Annotated in this window: 13 protein-coding genes and 1 tRNA gene; 9 read left to right on the top strand and 5 right to left on the bottom strand. The window is 69.4% G+C overall.

The window, feature by feature from the left end; all coding sequences use genetic code 11:
- Positions 1–62: 62 nt before the first annotated feature.
- Positions 63–971, bottom strand: a complete 909-nt coding sequence (locus CQ047_RS04170; RefSeq protein WP_105673027.1) for a DMT family transporter — start codon at positions 969–971, stop codon at positions 63–65.
- Between the two features lie 92 nt (positions 972–1,063).
- Between CQ047_RS04170 and CQ047_RS04165 the strand changes: the two genes are divergently transcribed.
- A complete protein-coding gene (locus CQ047_RS04165; RefSeq protein WP_105673026.1) occupies positions 1,064–1,900 on the top strand; it encodes a LysR family transcriptional regulator in 837 nt (278 codons plus the stop codon).
- A 60-nt stretch (positions 1,901–1,960) separates the two neighbouring features.
- Here CQ047_RS04165 and CQ047_RS04160 read toward each other — a convergent pair.
- Positions 1,961–2,033 (bottom strand) — tRNA-Val (locus CQ047_RS04160).
- A gap of 153 nt (positions 2,034–2,186) precedes the next feature.
- Between CQ047_RS04160 and aceE the strand changes: the two genes are divergently transcribed.
- From aceE to CQ047_RS04130, 6 genes are all read left to right on the top strand, one after another.
- Positions 2,187–4,913, top strand: coding sequence for a pyruvate dehydrogenase (acetyl-transferring), homodimeric type (gene aceE, locus CQ047_RS04155; RefSeq protein WP_105673025.1), 2,727 nt, complete (start codon positions 2,187–2,189; stop codon positions 4,911–4,913).
- A gap of 32 nt (positions 4,914–4,945) precedes the next feature.
- Entirely contained in the window at positions 4,946–6,142 is a 1,197-nt protein-coding gene (locus CQ047_RS04150; RefSeq protein ID WP_105673024.1) for a CdaR family transcriptional regulator, read from the top strand.
- 94 nt (positions 6,143–6,236) lie between these two features.
- Positions 6,237–7,157: an ACP S-malonyltransferase gene (locus CQ047_RS04145; protein ID WP_105673099.1), complete on the top strand. Its 921-nt coding sequence runs from the start codon at positions 6,237–6,239 to the stop codon at positions 7,155–7,157.
- Positions 7,154–8,155, top strand: coding sequence for a beta-ketoacyl-ACP synthase III (locus CQ047_RS04140; protein WP_105673023.1), 1,002 nt, complete (start codon positions 7,154–7,156; stop codon positions 8,153–8,155). Before CQ047_RS04145 ends, CQ047_RS04140 begins: the two co-directional genes overlap by 4 nt.
- 68 nt (positions 8,156–8,223) lie before the next feature.
- Positions 8,224–8,472 (top strand): acyl carrier protein, encoded by a 249-nt coding sequence (locus CQ047_RS04135; RefSeq protein WP_017830435.1) that lies wholly within the window; start codon positions 8,224–8,226, stop codon positions 8,470–8,472.
- A gap of 97 nt (positions 8,473–8,569) precedes the next feature.
- Complete coding sequence (locus CQ047_RS04130) at positions 8,570–9,808, top strand: beta-ketoacyl synthase (protein WP_105673022.1); 1,239 nt, start codon at positions 8,570–8,572, stop codon at positions 9,806–9,808.
- Between the two features lie 63 nt (positions 9,809–9,871).
- Here CQ047_RS04130 and CQ047_RS04125 read toward each other — a convergent pair whose 3' ends face one another.
- Complete coding sequence (locus tag CQ047_RS04125) at positions 9,872–10,537, bottom strand: YitT family protein (RefSeq protein WP_105673021.1); 666 nt, start codon at positions 10,535–10,537, stop codon at positions 9,872–9,874.
- Between the two features lie 95 nt (positions 10,538–10,632).
- Here CQ047_RS04125 and CQ047_RS04120 point away from each other — a divergent pair, with 95 nt between their 5' ends.
- On the top strand, positions 10,633–12,033 hold the full coding sequence (locus CQ047_RS04120; RefSeq protein WP_105673020.1) for a PLP-dependent aminotransferase family protein: 1,401 nt from the start codon (positions 10,633–10,635) through the stop codon (positions 12,031–12,033).
- A 134-nt stretch (positions 12,034–12,167) separates the two neighbouring features.
- Here CQ047_RS04120 and CQ047_RS04115 read toward each other — a convergent pair whose 3' ends face one another.
- The gene (locus tag CQ047_RS04115; protein ID WP_105673019.1) at positions 12,168–12,671 is read right to left on the bottom strand and encodes a DUF3145 domain-containing protein; all 504 of its coding nucleotides are present in this window, start codon (positions 12,669–12,671) and stop codon (positions 12,168–12,170) included.
- A gap of 176 nt (positions 12,672–12,847) precedes the next feature.
- A complete protein-coding gene (locus CQ047_RS04110) occupies positions 12,848–13,621 on the bottom strand; it encodes a hypothetical protein (protein WP_105673018.1) in 774 nt (257 codons plus the stop codon).
- Between the two features lie 125 nt (positions 13,622–13,746).
- Between CQ047_RS04110 and CQ047_RS04105 the strand changes: the two genes are divergently transcribed.
- Positions 13,747–15,747, top strand: a complete 2,001-nt coding sequence (locus CQ047_RS04105) for a DUF262 domain-containing protein (RefSeq protein WP_105673017.1) — start codon at positions 13,747–13,749, stop codon at positions 15,745–15,747.
- Positions 15,748–15,767 lie beyond the last annotated feature (20 nt).

Genomic DNA, 15,767 nt, shown 5'->3' with positions numbered 1-15,767 from the left:
CGCAGTGCCGGGGCCGTGGACTCCAGCGGATCGGACCGGAGAATCGCGAAGCAGGTCGGATGTCACTGCGCCCGCGACTCCGCTGAGATGGGGTGCTCCATCGCGGTCGGCCGTCGTCGTGAGTCGCCTGACCCGCCCACTGCGCAGGCGATCCCGCCGATCACGAGACCCAGGATCACTCCCTGGCCCGGAACCTGACCCAGGAGGAGCCAGCCGAAGAGCGCAGCGACCGACGGGATCACCGCGAAGAGCAGCGACACCCGGGCGGCGCCGCTCCGCCGCACCGCCGCCATGTAGACCGTGGTGCCCACGGCGGCGCTGAGCACGATCATCGCGCCCATGCTCGCCAGCGCGAGCCCGGGGTCGCCCAGATCGGGCGGCGTCACCGCCGCCCAGATCAGCATGGGCATCGCGGAGACGAACTGGCCGACGGCGCTCGCAGGCAGCGGATCGGTGGCCGCGAGGAATCGCTGCTGGTAGACCCCTCCCGCAGACATGCCGAGGAGCGCCAGAAGCGTCAGGACCAGCGCCGCGTCCACGCCTGTGGCCGTGACCCGCCCCGCGAACGCGACACCGATGGCGACGAGTCCGAGAGCGAGCCCGACGACGCCCCGCCTGGTCGGCCGCTCCCCGAGCCACGATGCCGTGAGCACTGCCGTCACCAGCGGGTTCATCGCGATGACGAGCGCCGTCAACGTCGGCGAGACCCCCTCCCGCATCCCCTCGTACGCGCATCCGAATTGCACTGCCTGTGTGAGCAGCCCGACCACGATCGCATGCCCCCACTGCCGACCGCGTGGCCACCGGCGACGCCCGAATGCAGCCGCCCCGGCGAGGAGCGCGGCGGCCAGCACGAATCGGATCGACAGCACCCACGGCGCCGACAGCTCGCCGAGCGCCATCGCGCCGAGGGGGTAGCCGAGTCCGTACAGCACGACGATGAGGATGATGTGAGTCGCTCGGAGCTTCATGGTTCCGATGCTCTCCGCAGCGAGGCCCGTCCGTCCAACAATGATTATTGATCGCGATCGATAAGCTTTGGCAATCGGACTAGGGTGTGATCATGGAGACCCTCGACGTCATCCCGCTGCGCTCCTTCCTGGCGATCGCATCATGCGGCGGATTCCACAGAGCGGCGGCGGCCCTTCACCTCAGCCAGTCGGCCGTGAGCCAGCATGTGCGGCGCCTGGAGCAGGTCGTCGGAGCGCCGCTCGTAGAACGCAGCGGACGCCTCATGGCCTTCACCCCTCGCGGAGAGTCCCTGCTCGCCGAAGCGCGCCGGATCGTCGACCTCCACGATGAGGTGCTCCGAACCGTGCGGGTTCCCGATGAGACCGGCACTCTCGTGCTCGGCTCCACCGAGCACGGGGCCGAGCAGATGCTCCCCGAGATCATCTCGACGCTCAAACGCGACGCGCCCGACACGGAGGTGAGGATCCGCCTGGACCGCACCGCACGCGTCAGCGAGGCGCTCGAGGCCGGTCGCCTCGATGTCGCGGTGGTGCTCGAGATCGGAGAGCCCAGCCCGGCGCAGAGACGGCTCCGACTCGGGTGGTTCGCCGCCCCGGAGTGGACCGCGCCGCTGAACGAGCCCGTGCCGCTCATCCAGTTCGATCCCCCCTGCGTGATGCGCCCCGCCGTCCTCGATCTCATGGCGGCGAACGGGAGGGCCTTCCGCACTGCCGTCGAGGTCGGCGACCTCGCCGGCGGCCTGTCCGCAGCACGTTCCGGCCTCGGAGCGATCCTGCTCCCCGTCGTGGACAGGGGTCTGGAAGGGCTCCGCCCGGTCCCGGGCCTCCCCGTACCTCCGCCGTTGCGCATGGTCGTGCGCGGACGCCACGGCATCCCGGCACGGATCGTCCGCTCCGTGCAGAACGCGGTCGATGCCGCCTTCGCCTGAGGATGCCGGCCCACGGCGGGCTCCGCGGGAGTGCAGGACCCGACGAGCCGAGGAGAAAGGTGGGCCCTGCCGGGATCGAACCGACGACATCCACGGTGTAAACGTGGCGCTCTACCAGCTGAGCTAAAGGCCCTGGTGCTGCCAGTCTATCCGGTGGCGGGTGCGCGCCCGTGTCGTGGAAGAGGGATAAGGTGAGGGAGGCGCGCGTTGTGCACAGCCGACAAGGCTGCCCGCGTCGCTTCCCGTTTCATTGGCATGACCTGCCAGCTTGACGAAAGGCTCCCCCGTGACCGTGCACGACCAGGATCCGTACTCCCAGGGCCCCCTCGACAGCGATCCGGAGGAGACCGGCGAGTGGCAGCAGTCGCTCGACGAGCTCGTCGACGCGAAGGGCCACGGCCGCGGCCGCGAGATCATGCTCAGCCTGCTCAAGCGCTCCAAGGAGCTGCACCTGGGCGTGCCGATGGTCCCGACGACGGACTACATCAACACCATCGCCTCGGAGAACGAGCCCGAGTTCCCCGGCGACGAGGAGATCGAGCGCCGCTACCGCGCATGGATCCGCTGGAACGCCGCCGTGACCGTGCACCGCGCACAGCGCCCCGGCATCGGCGTCGGCGGTCACATCTCGACCTACGCGTCGTCCGCCGCGCTGTACGAGGTCGGCTTCAACCACTTCTTCCGCGGTGCGGACAACCCCGGCGGTGCCGACCAGATCTTCATCCAGGGCCACGCCTCCCCCGGCATCTACGCGCGTTCCTTCCTCGAAGGCCGCCTCACGGAGGAGCACCTCGACGGGTTCCGCCAGGAGCAGTCGCGTGCGCCGTTCGGCATCCCCTCGTACCCGCACCCCCGCCAGATGCAGGACTACTGGCAGTTCCCGACGGTGTCGATGGGTCTGGGCCCGATCAACGCGATCTACCAGGCCATGTCGAACCGCTACCTGGAGAACCGCGGCATCAAGGACACCTCGTCCTCGCAGGTGTGGGCGTTCCTCGGCGACGGCGAGATGGACGAGATCGAGAGCCGCGGTCAGCTCCAGGTCGCAGCCAACGAGGGCCTGGACAACCTCAACTTCGTGATCAACTGCAACCTGCAGCGCCTCGACGGACCCGTCCGCGGCAACGGCAAGATCATCCAGGAGCTGGAGTCGTACTTCCGCGGCGCCGGCTGGAACGTCATCAAGGTGGTCTGGGGCCGCGAGTGGGACGACCTGCTCGCCCGCGACACCGAGGGCGCCCTGCTGAACATCATGAACGCCACGCCCGACGGCGACTACCAGACGTACAAGGCCGAGTCCGGCGCGTACATCCGCGAGCACTTCTTCGGCAAGGACGAGCGTGCGGCCGCCCTGGTCTCGGACTACACCGACGACCAGATCTGGCACCTCAAGCGCGGCGGTCACGACTACCGCAAGGTCTACGCGGCCTTCAAGGCGGCGGCCGAGCACAAGGGCCAGCCCACGGTCATCCTGGCGAAGACGGTCAAGGGCTACGGCCTCGGCCCCCACTTCGAGGGCCGCAACGCGACCCACCAGATGAAGAAGATGACGCTGGACAACCTCAAGACGTTCCGCGACACGATGCACATCCCGATCACGGACGCGCAGCTCGAGGAGAACCCGTACCTTCCCCCGTACTACAACCCCGGGGCGCAGGACGAGACGATCCAGTACATGCTGGAGCGCCGTCGCAACCTCGGCGGCTTCCTCCCGGAGCGCCGTTCGACGCACGTCGGCCTGTCCCTGCCCGACGACGCCGCGTACGCCCTGCCGAAGAAGGGCTCCGGCACGCAGGAGATCGCCACCACCATGGCGTTCGTCCGCCTGCTGAAGGATCTGCTCCGCTCGAAGGACTTCGGCAACCGCATCGTGCCGATCATCCCCGACGAGGCGCGCACCTTCGGCATGGACGCGTACTTCCCGACCGCGAAGATCTACAACCCGAACGGCCAGCACTACACCTCGGTCGACCGTGAGCTCCTCCTCGCCTACAAGGAGAGCCCGCAGGGCCAGATCGTGCACGTCGGCATCAACGAGGCCGGAGCGCTGGCCGCGTTCACCGGCGTCGGCACGTCCTACGCGACGCACGGCGAACCGCTGATCCCGATCTACATCTTCTACTCGATGTTCGGATTCCAGCGCACCGGCGACGCCCAGTGGGCAGCCGGCGACCAGATGGCCCGCGGGTTCATCATGGGCGCCACGGCCGGCCGCACCACGCTGACCGGCGAGGGCCTGCAGCACGCGGACGGCCACTCGCACCTGCTCGCCTCGACCAACCCGGCGACGGTGTCCTACGACCCCGCGTACGGCTACGAGATCGCCCACATCGTGCGCGACGGCCTGGAGCGCATGTACGGCGGGAAGCACCCCGACCCGAACGTCATGTACTACATCACGCTGTACAACGAGCCCTACGTGCAGCCGGCTGAGCCGGAGAACGTGGACGTCGACGGCATCGTGCGCGGCATCCACCGCGTGTCCGCCGGCGAGGGCGAAGGCCCCCGCGCGCAGCTGTTCGCCTCGGGCGTCGGCCTGCCGTGGGCGCTGGAGGCGCAGGAGCTGCTCAAGAACGACTGGGGCGTGATCGCCGACGTGTGGTCGGTCACCTCGTGGACCGAGCTGCGCCGCGACGGCCTCGCCGCCGACGAGCACAACTTCCTGCACCCGGAGGAGGAGCCCCGCACGGCCTACCTCACCCAGAAGCTGCAGGGCGCCGAGGGTCCGGTCGTCGCCGTGAGCGACTTCATGCACGCCGTGCAGGACCAGATCCGTCCGTGGGTCCCGAACCGCTACGCCACGCTCGGCGCCGACGACTTCGGCTTCTCCGACACCCGCGCCGCCGCACGCCGGTACTTCAAGATCGACGGTCCGTCGATCGTGGTCCGCACGCTGCAGTCGCTGGCCGAGGAGGGCAAGGTCGACCGGTCGCTCGCAGCGCAGGCGATCCAGAAGTACGACCTGCACAACGTGAACGCCGGAACCAGCGGCAACGCGGGCGGCGAAAGCTGAGCCCTTCGGTGACAGACTCGTCTCCCACCGGCATGGACAAGGCCGCGACGCTCACCTGGCTGCGCCGGATCTCCGGCGACATCGCCTCGGTGACGATCAAGCGCCTGGAGGACACCCTCCCCTGGTACGCCGACATGCCACCGGCCCGCCGCTCTGCGGTCGGGCTGGTGGCTCAGGCCGGCATCACCTCGTTCATCCAGTGGTACGACGATCCGACCTCGACGCCGTGGATCGCGGCCGACATCTTCGCCGCGGCTCCTCGTGAGCTGCTGCGCAGCGTCAGCCTGCAGCAGACGCTGCAGCTGATCCGCGTCACCGTCGAGGTCACCGAGGAGCGCGTCGCGGGCAAGGGCGACCTGCTGCGCGAGGCGATCCTGCTGTACTCGCGCGACGTCGCGTTCGCCGCCGCCGACGTCTACGCGCGCGCCGCGGAGGCGCGCGGCCTGTGGGACGCGCGTCTGGAGGCGCTCGTCGTCGACTCGATCCTCACCGGCGAGGCCGACGAGGAGCTCCCGAGCCGCATCGCGGCTCTCGGGTGGCACGGTCACGGCGAGGTCGCCGTCCTCGTCGGCACGACTCCCCCGCAGTTCGACGTCGATCTCGTCCGGCGCACCGCCCGCAAGCTCGCGGTCGACGTGCTCATCGGCGTGCAGGGCTCCCGCCTCGTGCTGGTGCTCGGCCGCGCCCGCATCGCGGGCCAGGAGGGCGAGGACGAGGAGCTCGGCTTCCAGGAGATCGCCACCAGGCTGGAGCCGTCGTTCGGCCCCGGATACGTCGTGCTCGGTCCGGCCGTCGCGGCACTCGTCGACGCCAGCCAGAGCGCTCGGGCAGCCCTCGCCGGCTTCGCCGTCGCGCGGGCATGGCGCAACGCCCCCCGCCCGGTCGAGGCGGACGACCTGCTGCCAGAACGCGCCCTCGCCGGCGACCCGCTCGCGAAGCAGACGCTGATCGAGCGGATCTACCGACCACTGCAGGCGCACTCGACCGATCTCGTCACGACCCTGTGGAGCTACCTCGACAACGGTCGCTCTCTCGAGGCCACGGCGCGTGAGCTCTTCGTGCACCCGAATACCGTGCGCTACCGGCTCAAGCGGGTCAGCGAGGTCATCGGCTGGGACGCGACGGGTCCGCGCGAGGCGCTGATCCTGCAGACGGCGCTGATCCTCGGCTCGATCGGCGCGGCCGAGCAGGTGCGCCGTCGCGCGCCGCTGCGTCGACCGACCCGCTGACCCGCCCCCAGGCTGTACGCCACACACAAGGGATCTTCGGAATCTTGTGATGGATCATCCACCGTTCCTGCGTGATCGTTGGCAGACTGGGGAGGTGATCGTCTACGCCTGCCCTGGACAGGGTTCTCAGACTCCCGGCTTCCTCTCCCCCTGGCTCGAGCTCGACGGCGTCGCCGAGCAGCTCGCCGCCTACTCCGAGGCGGCACAGGTCGACCTCATCGCCCACGGCACGGAATCGGATGCAGACACCATCCGCGACACGCGCATCGCGCAGCCGCTGATCGTCGCGGCCTCCCTCGTCGCGGGTCGCGCCCTGCTCGAGCGCTCCGGACGTCAGCCCGACGGCATCGCCGGCCACTCGGTCGGAGAGCTCGCCGCACTCGTCGGCTCCGGAGTGATCTCCGCTGCGGACGCGATGCGGCTCGTCGGCATCCGCGGCCGGGCGATGGCGGATGCCGCGGCCCAGGAGGCCACCGGCATGAGCGCCGTGCTCGGCGGCGACGAGGATGCCGTCCTGGCCCGTCTCGCGGAGCTCGGCCTCACCCCGGCCAACTACAACGGCGGAGGGCAGATCGTCGCCGCGGGTGCGCTCGACAGCCTCGCCGCGCTCGCGGCGGAGCCTCTGCGCGGCACCCGCGTCATCGCCCTGCAGGTCGCAGGCGCGTTCCACACGAGCTACATGGCCTCGGCCGTGGCCGCGCTGCGCGACGCCGTCCGGGGCGTCGACGCCGCCGACCCGAACATCACGCTGTGGACCAACCGCGACGGATCCGTCGTCACCGACGGTGCGACCGCGCTGGACTACCTCGTCGACCAGGTGTCCTCCCCCGTGCGCTGGGACCTGTGCATGGCGTCCTTCGCCGACGCGGGGATCACCGGTCTCATCGAGCTCACGCCCGCCGGAGCGCTCACCGGCCTCGCCAAGCGCGGACTGCGCGGCGTGCCGACCGTCGCCGTGAAGACCCCCGAAGACCTCGATGCAGCCGTCGCGCTGCTGAACGGAGAAGCCGCATGAGCGTCACCCTGAACCAGCTCACCGGGCCGGCCTACACCCGCATCTACTCCTATGGAGCGGCGCGCGGCGAGAACGCCGTGCCCAACGACGACCTGGTCGGGCCGATCGACTCCAGCGACGAGTGGATCCGTCAGCGCACGGGCATCGTCACGCGCGTGCGCGCCGACAAGGGCACCGACGCGATCGATCTGGCGACGGCTGCGGGCATCGAGGCGATCGAGAAGGCAGGCGTCCCCGCTGATCAGGTCGACCTCGTGATCGTCGCGACCATCAGCAACCCGAAGCAGACGCCGTCGGTGTCGGCCATCGTCGCCGACCGCGTCGGGGCCAACCCCGCTGCCGCGTACGACATCAACGCCGCGTGCGCCGGCTACGCCTACGCCGTGGCACAGGCCGACGCGCTGATCCGCGCCGGCGCCGCACGCTACGCGCTGGTGATCGGCACCGAGAAGCTCTCCGACATCGTCGACCCGACCGACCGGAGCATCTCCTTCCTCCTCGGCGACGGGGCCGGCGCCGCGCTCATCGGCCCGAGCGACACCCCGGGGATCGCGCCCGCCGTGTGGGGCTCCGACGGTTCGAAGGCGGATGCCGTCGGCATGAACTTCACGCTGACCGAGTTCCGCGACGGAGAGTCCCCCTGGCCCACGCTGCGCCAGGAGGGCCAGACGGTGTTCCGCTGGGCCGTGTGGGAGATGGCCAAGGTCGCCCGCGAGGCGCTGGACAAGGCGGGTGTCGAGCCGTCCGACATCGCGGCGTTCATCCCTCACCAGGCGAACATGCGCATCATCGACGAGTTCGCCAAGCAGCTCAAGCTGCCGGAGACCACGGTGATCGCCCGCGACATCGAGACCACGGGCAACACGTCCGCGGCATCCATCCCGCTCGCCAGCCACCGGCTGATGACCGAGCACCCCGAGCTGTCCGGCGGTCTCGCCCTGCAGATCGGCTTCGGCGCGGGCCTCGTCTTCGCCGCGCAGGTCGTCGTCCTCCCCTGAGAACGTCCCGACCTTCCCTAGACTGTTTCACGGTTCCGAATACAACCCGCAAGAAAGAGGAAGACCACATGGCTTTCACCAACGATGAGGTCCTCGCCGGCCTCGCAGAGCTGATCACCGACGAGACCGGCATCAACGCTTCCGAGGTCGCCCTCGAGAAGTCGTTCACCGACGACCTCGACATCGACTCGATCTCGATGATGACGATCGTCGTCAACGCCGAGGAGAAGTTCGGCGTCACCATCCCCGACGACGAGGTCAAGAACCTGAAGACCGTCGGCGACGCCGTCAGCTTCATCGTCGCAGGCCAGGAGTAATCCCGGGGCACGGATGCCACCCCCGCCACCCGCGGGGCGTGGCATCCTCACCCCTGCCCTCACCTCGCACGCAACCCGTACGACAAGGAACCACACCATGACCAAGCGCATCGTCGTCACCGGCATCGGCGCCACTTCCGCCATCGGCGGGACCGCCCCCGAGAACTGGAGCAACCTCCTCGCAGGCGTCTCCGGCACCCGGACCCTCGAGCACGACTGGGTCGCGCAGTACGAGCTGCCCGTGACCTTCGCCGCAGAGGCGATCGTCCGCCCCGAGGAAGTGCTCCCCCGCCACGAGGCGAAGCGTCTCGACCCCTCCTCCCAGTTCGCCCTGATCGCCGCGCGCGAGGCGTGGGAGGATGCCGGATCGCCCGAGGTCGCCCCTGAGCGCCTCGGCGTCGACTTCGCCACCGGCATCGGCGGCCTCTGGACCCTCCTCGACGCGTGGGACACGCTGCGGGAGAAAGGGCCCCGTCGCGTCATGCCGCTCACGGTCCCGATGCTCATGCCGAACGCGGCCGCGGGCAACCTGTCTCTGCAGTTCTCGGCGCGCGCCTACGCGCAGACCGTCGTCAGCGCCTGCGCCTCCAGCACCGAGTCGATCATCCACGCCTTCCATCACCTGCAGGAAGGGCTCGCCGACGTCGTGATCGCCGGCGGCGCCGAGTCGGCCATCCACCCGATCACGATGGCGTCGTTCGCGTCCGCGCAGGCGCTCTCGCGTCGCAACGACGACCCCGCGACCGCATCGCGCCCTGGCGCCATCGACCGTGACGGCTTCGTCATGGGAGAGGGCGCTGCTGTGCTCATCCTCGAGACCGAGGAGCACGCGAAGGCCCGCGGCGCCAAGATCTACGGCTACGTCCTCGGAGGTGGCGTGACGGCTGATGCATACCACATCACCGGCAACGACCCCGAGGGCAACGGCGCCGCCCGCGCTGTCACCCACGCCCTCGGCGAGGCGGGCATCACCGCCGACCAGGTGACGCACATCAACGCGCACGCCACGTCCACCCCCGTGGGCGACCCCAACGAGTACGTGGCACTCAAGAAGGTCTTCGGCGACCGGATCGACGAGATCCCGGTGTCCGCGACCAAGGCCTCGACCGGGCACCTGCTCGGCGGCACCGGCGCGCTGGAAGCGATCTTCACCCTGCTCGCGCTCCGCGACCGCGTCGCTCCTCCGACGATCAACATGACCGAGCCCGACCCGGCCGTGCCCTTCCGGCTGTCCGGCGAGCCGCAGCCGCTGGGCGACGGTCCTCAGATCGCCATCAGCAACTCGTTCGGCTTCGGCGGCCACAACGCCGTCGCCGTCTTCGCCAGCGCCGACTGACGACAGGACGCACGACGAAGGCCCTCGGGAATCTCCCGGGGGCCTTCGTCGTGGGCGCCGCGTCTAGCGACTCGAAGCCGGGGACAGCCGGCGAGAACGCGTCGTGCGCACCCTCGTCATCCAGGGCAGGAACCAGCCGATGAGCGGCCCCACTCCGAAGGCGAAGAGGACGGTGCCGACTCCGACCGGTCCGCCGAGCAGGAACCCGACGACGAGCACGGTGCCCTCGATGAGCGTGCGGACGATCCACACGCGCCACCCGGTCCTGCGCACCAGCCCGGTCATCAGGCCGTCGCGCGGTCCGGGACCGAAGTCGGCTGAGATGTACAGCCCTGTGGCGAACGCGAGCAGGAGGAGGCCGGCGACGAACATCGGCGCTCCCACCCAGATCGACGACGGCGCGGGCACGAGCGCGAGGGTCAGGTCGGCGCTGGGGCCGATCAGCAGGGCGTTGAGGACCGTTCCCAGCCCGACCCGCTGTCGCAGCGGGATCCACAGGAGCAGCACGACGAGCGCGACGAGGTTCGTGACGACGCCGTATCCGATCCCGGTGCGGCCGGAGACTCCGAGCGCGAGCACATCCCAGGGCGAGACGCCGATACCGCCGCGCACCATCAGTCCCAGCGCCACACCGTAGAGGAAGAGGCCGAGGACGAGTTGCACGATGCGCTCGACGAGGTCGCGCCGGCTCGTGGCGGTGATCGGGAGGAGGACGGATCGGAGGAGCATCCCTCCATGGTGGCCTGCCCGTGAGGGCCGATAGGGAGGCCACTCGACGAGAAGTGGCCTGACGACGCGAGGCCACTTTGCGGCATGCTGGGTACATGGGATCTCGTCTGGTCGATCAGCTCGGCGCGCAGCACGTCGCCGGCGCCACCGCCGCGGCCCTCGCCGAGCGGATCCGCGCCCTCATCCTCGACGGGCGTCTGACCGTCGGCGAACGCCTGCCCAGCGAACGCGCCCTCGCCCTCGAGCTGCGGCGTTCGCGTTCCACCACGACCCGCGTGTACGGGCTGCTGGAGACCGACGGCTACGTGACGCGCCTGCACGGCGGAAGCACGAGGGTGGCTCTTCCGAACGTCGCGCCGTCGGCGAGCAGCGGCGACGACGAGTCGGCCATCGACCTCTCCATCGCGTCGATGGACTCGACTCCCGGACTGTACGACGCGACCGTCCGCTCGCTCCCCCGTCTCGCGGCCATGCGCGGCACCAGCGGGTACTCGCTGCAGGGCCTCCCCGAACTCAGGCACGCCGTCGCGCAGCGGTTCACCCGACGCGGCGTCGACACCGATGCCGACGAGATCATCATCACCTCCGGCGCACTGAACGCCGTGAACCTCATCCTCGCGGCGATGGGCCGACGCGGAGAGCGGGCGCTCGTCGAGCAGCCCACCTTCCCGCACGCCCTGGAGGCGCTGCACCGTCACGGCTACCGGCTGGTACCGACCCCGGTCGATGCCGACGGCTGGGACCACCGGCACTTCACCGACACGCTGCTGCGCAGCCGTCCGCACGTCGCGTACCTGATCCCCGATTTCCACAACCCCACCGGTGCGACACTGCCGGAACCGGAGCGGGCGCGCATCGCGACCACGGCGCGCAGCTCCGGCACGCGGCTCATCGTCGATGAGACCACGACCGAGCTCGACATCGACCGCGGCTCGTCCCCGCTCCCGATGGCGGCGTTCAGCCCCGAGGTGATCACGGTCGGCTCGATGTCGAAGATCGCCTGGGGCGGCATGCGCGTCGGGTGGATCCGCGCTGATCGGGCGGTGATCACGAGGCTTCTCGCCACCCGTCCATCGTTCGAGCTGGGCACCGCGCTGCTCGAACAGTGCATCGCGGTCGAGCTGCTCTCCGATATGCCTTCGCTCACCGATCACGTCCGCACCCGGCTGCGCGCCGGACGAGCGGCGGTGGCCGAGGGATTGATCGGGCTCGAGGGCATCACGATGCCGCCCACTCCCGGCGGCCTCTCCGCCTGGGTCGACCTCGGCGCGCCGATCTCGACGTCGCTGTCCCTGGCGGCGCGCTCCCACGGACTCGTCCTGCCGCCCGGCCCTCGCTTCACGACCGGGGGCGTCCTCGAGAGGCGCCTGAGGATCCCCATCACCCTCCCGCCCGAGCGCACGGCGGAGGCGATGAACCGGCTGCGCCTCGCCTGGGACGAGGTGCGACACGGCTCGCCTCAGCGCGGCGAGCTGCGGCACGAGGCCGTGGTGTGACAGACGAGGACCCCGTCCCTTGATGGGGCGGGGTCCTCGTCATTCAGGATGGGGATACGTCTTCTCAGCGTCCGGGGCGAATCACCGGCATCCGATACTCACGCCTTCCCATCCCAGGTCTCCGGAGCATGGGGCTAGCCCACCTTGTGGAGCCAGACCACGCGGGCGTCATCGCTCGCGTGCCGGAAGGGCTCCAGCTCCTCGTCCCAGGCCGAGCCGAGCGCGATGTCGAGTTCGCGCTGCAGCTCGGCCACGTTTCCCGCCGCGATCTCCATCGCGTAGCGGATGCGGTCCTCGCCGATCACCACGTTGCCCGCGGCATCCGTCTGCGCATAGTGGATGCCGAGATCGGGCGTGTGCATCCACCGGCCGCCGTCGCTGCGAGGAGTCGGATCTTCGCTCACCTCGAAACGGAGGTGCTCCCACCCGCGGATCGCGGTCGCCAGAGCTGCACCCGTTCCGACCGGTCCGTCCCAGTAGAACTCGGCGCGACGGGCGCCGTCGAGCACCGGCTGCTCGGTCCAGTCGAAGTTCACCGCACGCCCGATAGCGCGTCCGACTGCCCACTCGAGGTGCGGGCAGAGCGCGCGAGGCGCAGAGTGGATGAACACCACTCCGCGTGCGTAAGCCGTCGCCATGATCTCTCCGTTTCATCAGGTGCGTCTTCCCCAACGACCTGAACCACGAGAACTGGCGAGAATATGCGGTTGTGCGCCTATTGTCGCCCAGATCAGGAGAAATCACAAGCATGTGATTCACAGAGAGAAAGGGCCCCGGTCGATGTCGACCGGGGCCCTTTCGATGAGACGGAGGCTCAGGCCTCGCTCATCGCCATCTTGACCTGCTGGCCCTTGGCCGCGTAGTAGGCGGCGCGAGCGGCGTCACGCTGAGCCTGCTCGGCGTAGCCCGCCTCGAGCACGTCCTGCGGGACCTCGACGTTCGGGACGTCCTGCGTGCCGTTGTACTTCTCGATGTAGGCGTCGAGCTCGGGACCGGAGGTCCACGAGGTGATCAGGCAGTAGCGGGGGTCGGTGCCCACGTGCGTGGCGGCGTGCCACAGGCGCTGGGTGTCGACGATCAGCTGCGCGCCGGCCGGAAGGGCGATGCGGTACTCGATGCTCGGGTCGGTCCGGTTCTCACGGAGGACGAAGAAGCTGTCCTTGTCATCGGTGAGGTTGAAGAAGCCGCGCACGACCCAGCCGGTGCCGTCGGGGTTCAGACGGTTGTTGTCGTCCTGGTGGAGGTTGTAGAGGCACTCGCCGTAGGGGGTCGGCTGCAGCTCGATCACGCGGCAGCGGCCGACGTTGGCGCCCGGCTCCTGCGCGCGGCGCGTGAGGTTCGGCGCCTTGGCGGTCTGCGAGTCGATCCACACGCCGTCCTTGTCGGTGCGCGGCGGCTTGTGGTTCCAGAAGCCGTTGCACTCGATCTCGCCCTTGGCGCTCGCGAGAGGCGCGAAACGGGTGTCGCCCGAGGACTTCCAGTCGTTGTACTCGATGTCGAGCCACTCCTGGGGGTCGAGCTCCTGGTTGTAGCTGTCGAGGACGACGAAGCCCTTGTCCTCGAGTGCTGCGGACTTGATGTATCCCATGATCTGAACCAGATCCTTTCATCGGGGGCCAGCACGTTTTAACAGGCCCTGATAAGGCAAGCCTAACAGGGCGCCCTGATCGCGCACCGGAGGGTCGCCGTGCATAACCGAATAGACTTTTTCCCATGAGCTCTGCCACCAACGTCGAGGCGACAGCTGTCAACACGATCGAGTGGCTCTCCGCCGGATCCACCACGATCGTCGTTCCCGTGTACCAGCGCCAGTACCGCTGGGACATCGGCGGATGCGAACGCCTCCTCAGCGACATCCGCGCAGTCGCCGATCAGGAGCACGGCCACCGGCACTTCATCGGGTCCATCCTCTCGGCGCACGACACGGCTGCCGACGGCGATCTCATCCTCATCGACGGTCAGCAGCGTCTCACCACGCTGATGCTGCTCGTCGCCGCGTTGCACCACGCGGTCGGAGACACCGACCCTGCGCTGGCCGCCGAGCTCAGCGCGGTCCTCGTCCGCGACGACGACTCCTCCCGCACGCGGCTCCGTCCGCACGAAGCCTGGGCCGACCTGTACGAGTCGGTGGTGCTCGACCGTCGCGACGACGTCGACCGGGAGTCGCGTTTCGACGACAACTACGCCTTCTTCCGCAGCCAGGTGCACGTCGACGAAGCGCCCCGCATCTGGCGCGGGCTGCAGCGCCTCGAGCACGTCTCGATCACGCTCGGCGCCGACGCGAACGCGCAGCAGATCTTCGAGAGCCTGAACTCCACCGGGGAGCCGCTGCGCGACCACGAGCTCATCCACAACTACATCCTGATGGGACTCACGCACGCCGAGCAGCTCGACGTCGAGGCGCGCTTCTGGCTGCCGATCGAGCAGCACACCGGCGAGACGATCGGCGCGTTCTGGCGCCACTACCTCGTGATGACGACGGGGCGCGAGGTGGCGGCCAACGGCGAGCACGGCGTGTACAGCGCGTTCCGCCAGTCCTTCCCCCGGGTGGATGTCGAGCATCTCCAGTCGGATGCCGAGGTCTGGCGCCACTACGCGGAGATCTACGGCATCCTCCTCGATCCCTCTCGGGAGCCCGATGCGGAGATCTCGCGACAGCTCGGATACGTGAACACGTTCGGGCGCGCGGCGTATCCGCTCGTCCTGAGCGTCTACAGCGATCATTCCCGAGGGCTCATCGACCGCGACGAGCTCATCGAGACCCTGGAGTGGATCCAGACCCTCTATCTGCGCCGCACGCTGGTCAACCTGCCGAACGAGCGTCTGGTCGCCCGACTCTGCCGCGCGCGTGCGGAGGGGCGCGACGCGCTGGCCCGGGCGTTCGCCCGCATCACCCCGTCGGACGAGCGCGTGAGCGCGGTCCTCAAGTACAGCGAGCTCCCCCACGCCGCGTACGTGCTGGGCAGGCTGGAGGGCGTCGAGAATCCCCAGGACTACGACGTCGAACGGATCGTGCCCGCCGTGCCGCACGACACCTGGTCCGGCGACGGCGTCCGCGGCTGGGACGACTACAGCGACGACGAGCAGAACAGCCTCCGCGCGCTCGCCCCCACGCTCGGCAACCTCACCCTCCTGGAGCCGCGTCTCGCCGAGCGCGTCTTCGGCGCGGCCTATCCGATGAAGCGGGCCGAGGCCTACGCTCGCAGCTCCGTGCCGGCGACCCGCGACCTCGAGCGCACGGAGGCCTGGAGCACCGCGGCCATCACCCGGCGCACGATCCTCCTCACCTCCGATCTGCTGCGGATCTGGGCGCGTCCTGCGCTGCCGGAGATCGACGACGACGGCCTCACCCCGATCCTCGACGCCGTGCGGCGACGTGGCTGGCCGGCCGGCTGGGAGCGGGAGTTCGACTACGTCGAGTACCGCGGAGAGCGCTGGGAGGTGCCCGACGTCAAGTACCTCTTCAACCGGGTCATGCGACGCGCCTGGACCGACACGCGCGAGGCCGCCCTCTCCTACTGCGCGACGCACGGCGGGCCGATCTACGCGGAGATGGCGTGGAAGGGCCACTGGGACCAGCTCGACGAATCGCACTTCCTCTACATGGGCTGGGACAGCAACTACATGATGACCGCGGTGCAGGGTGTGCTCGACGAATCGGGCCTCGCCTCCGAGGTGTTCGTGAAGTACTCCTACATCGGCAACGTGATGTAGTCGTTCTCGACGGTGTTACC

It is taken from the genome of Microbacterium sp. MYb72, assembly GCF_002979415.1.
Taxonomy (GTDB): Bacteria; Actinomycetota; Actinomycetes; order Actinomycetales; family Microbacteriaceae; genus Microbacterium; species Microbacterium natoriense.
Note: the sequence above shows the minus strand (reverse complement) of the source record. Positions and strands in the feature narration are given on the sequence as shown.

Coding starts and splice junctions, on each gene's coding strand:
- CQ047_RS04170 (WP_105673027.1), bottom strand. CDS start 971: ATGAAGCTCCGAGCGACTCACATCATCCTCATCGTCGTGCTGTACGGA.
- CQ047_RS04165 (WP_105673026.1), top strand. CDS start 1,064: ATGGAGACCCTCGACGTCATCCCGCTGCGCTCCTTCCTGGCGATCGCA.
- CQ047_RS04150 (WP_105673024.1), top strand. CDS start 4,946: ATGGACAAGGCCGCGACGCTCACCTGGCTGCGCCGGATCTCCGGCGAC.
- CQ047_RS04140 (WP_105673023.1), top strand. CDS start 7,154: ATGAGCGTCACCCTGAACCAGCTCACCGGGCCGGCCTACACCCGCATC.
- CQ047_RS04135 (WP_017830435.1), top strand. CDS start 8,224: ATGGCTTTCACCAACGATGAGGTCCTCGCCGGCCTCGCAGAGCTGATC.
- CQ047_RS04130 (WP_105673022.1), top strand. CDS start 8,570: ATGACCAAGCGCATCGTCGTCACCGGCATCGGCGCCACTTCCGCCATC.
- CQ047_RS04125 (WP_105673021.1), bottom strand. CDS start 10,537: ATGCTCCTCCGATCCGTCCTCCTCCCGATCACCGCCACGAGCCGGCGC.
- CQ047_RS04120 (WP_105673020.1), top strand. CDS start 10,633: ATGGGATCTCGTCTGGTCGATCAGCTCGGCGCGCAGCACGTCGCCGGC.
- CQ047_RS04115 (WP_105673019.1), bottom strand. CDS start 12,671: ATGGCGACGGCTTACGCACGCGGAGTGGTGTTCATCCACTCTGCGCCT.
- CQ047_RS04110 (WP_105673018.1), bottom strand. CDS start 13,621: ATGGGATACATCAAGTCCGCAGCACTCGAGGACAAGGGCTTCGTCGTC.
- CQ047_RS04105 (WP_105673017.1), top strand. CDS start 13,747: ATGAGCTCTGCCACCAACGTCGAGGCGACAGCTGTCAACACGATCGAG.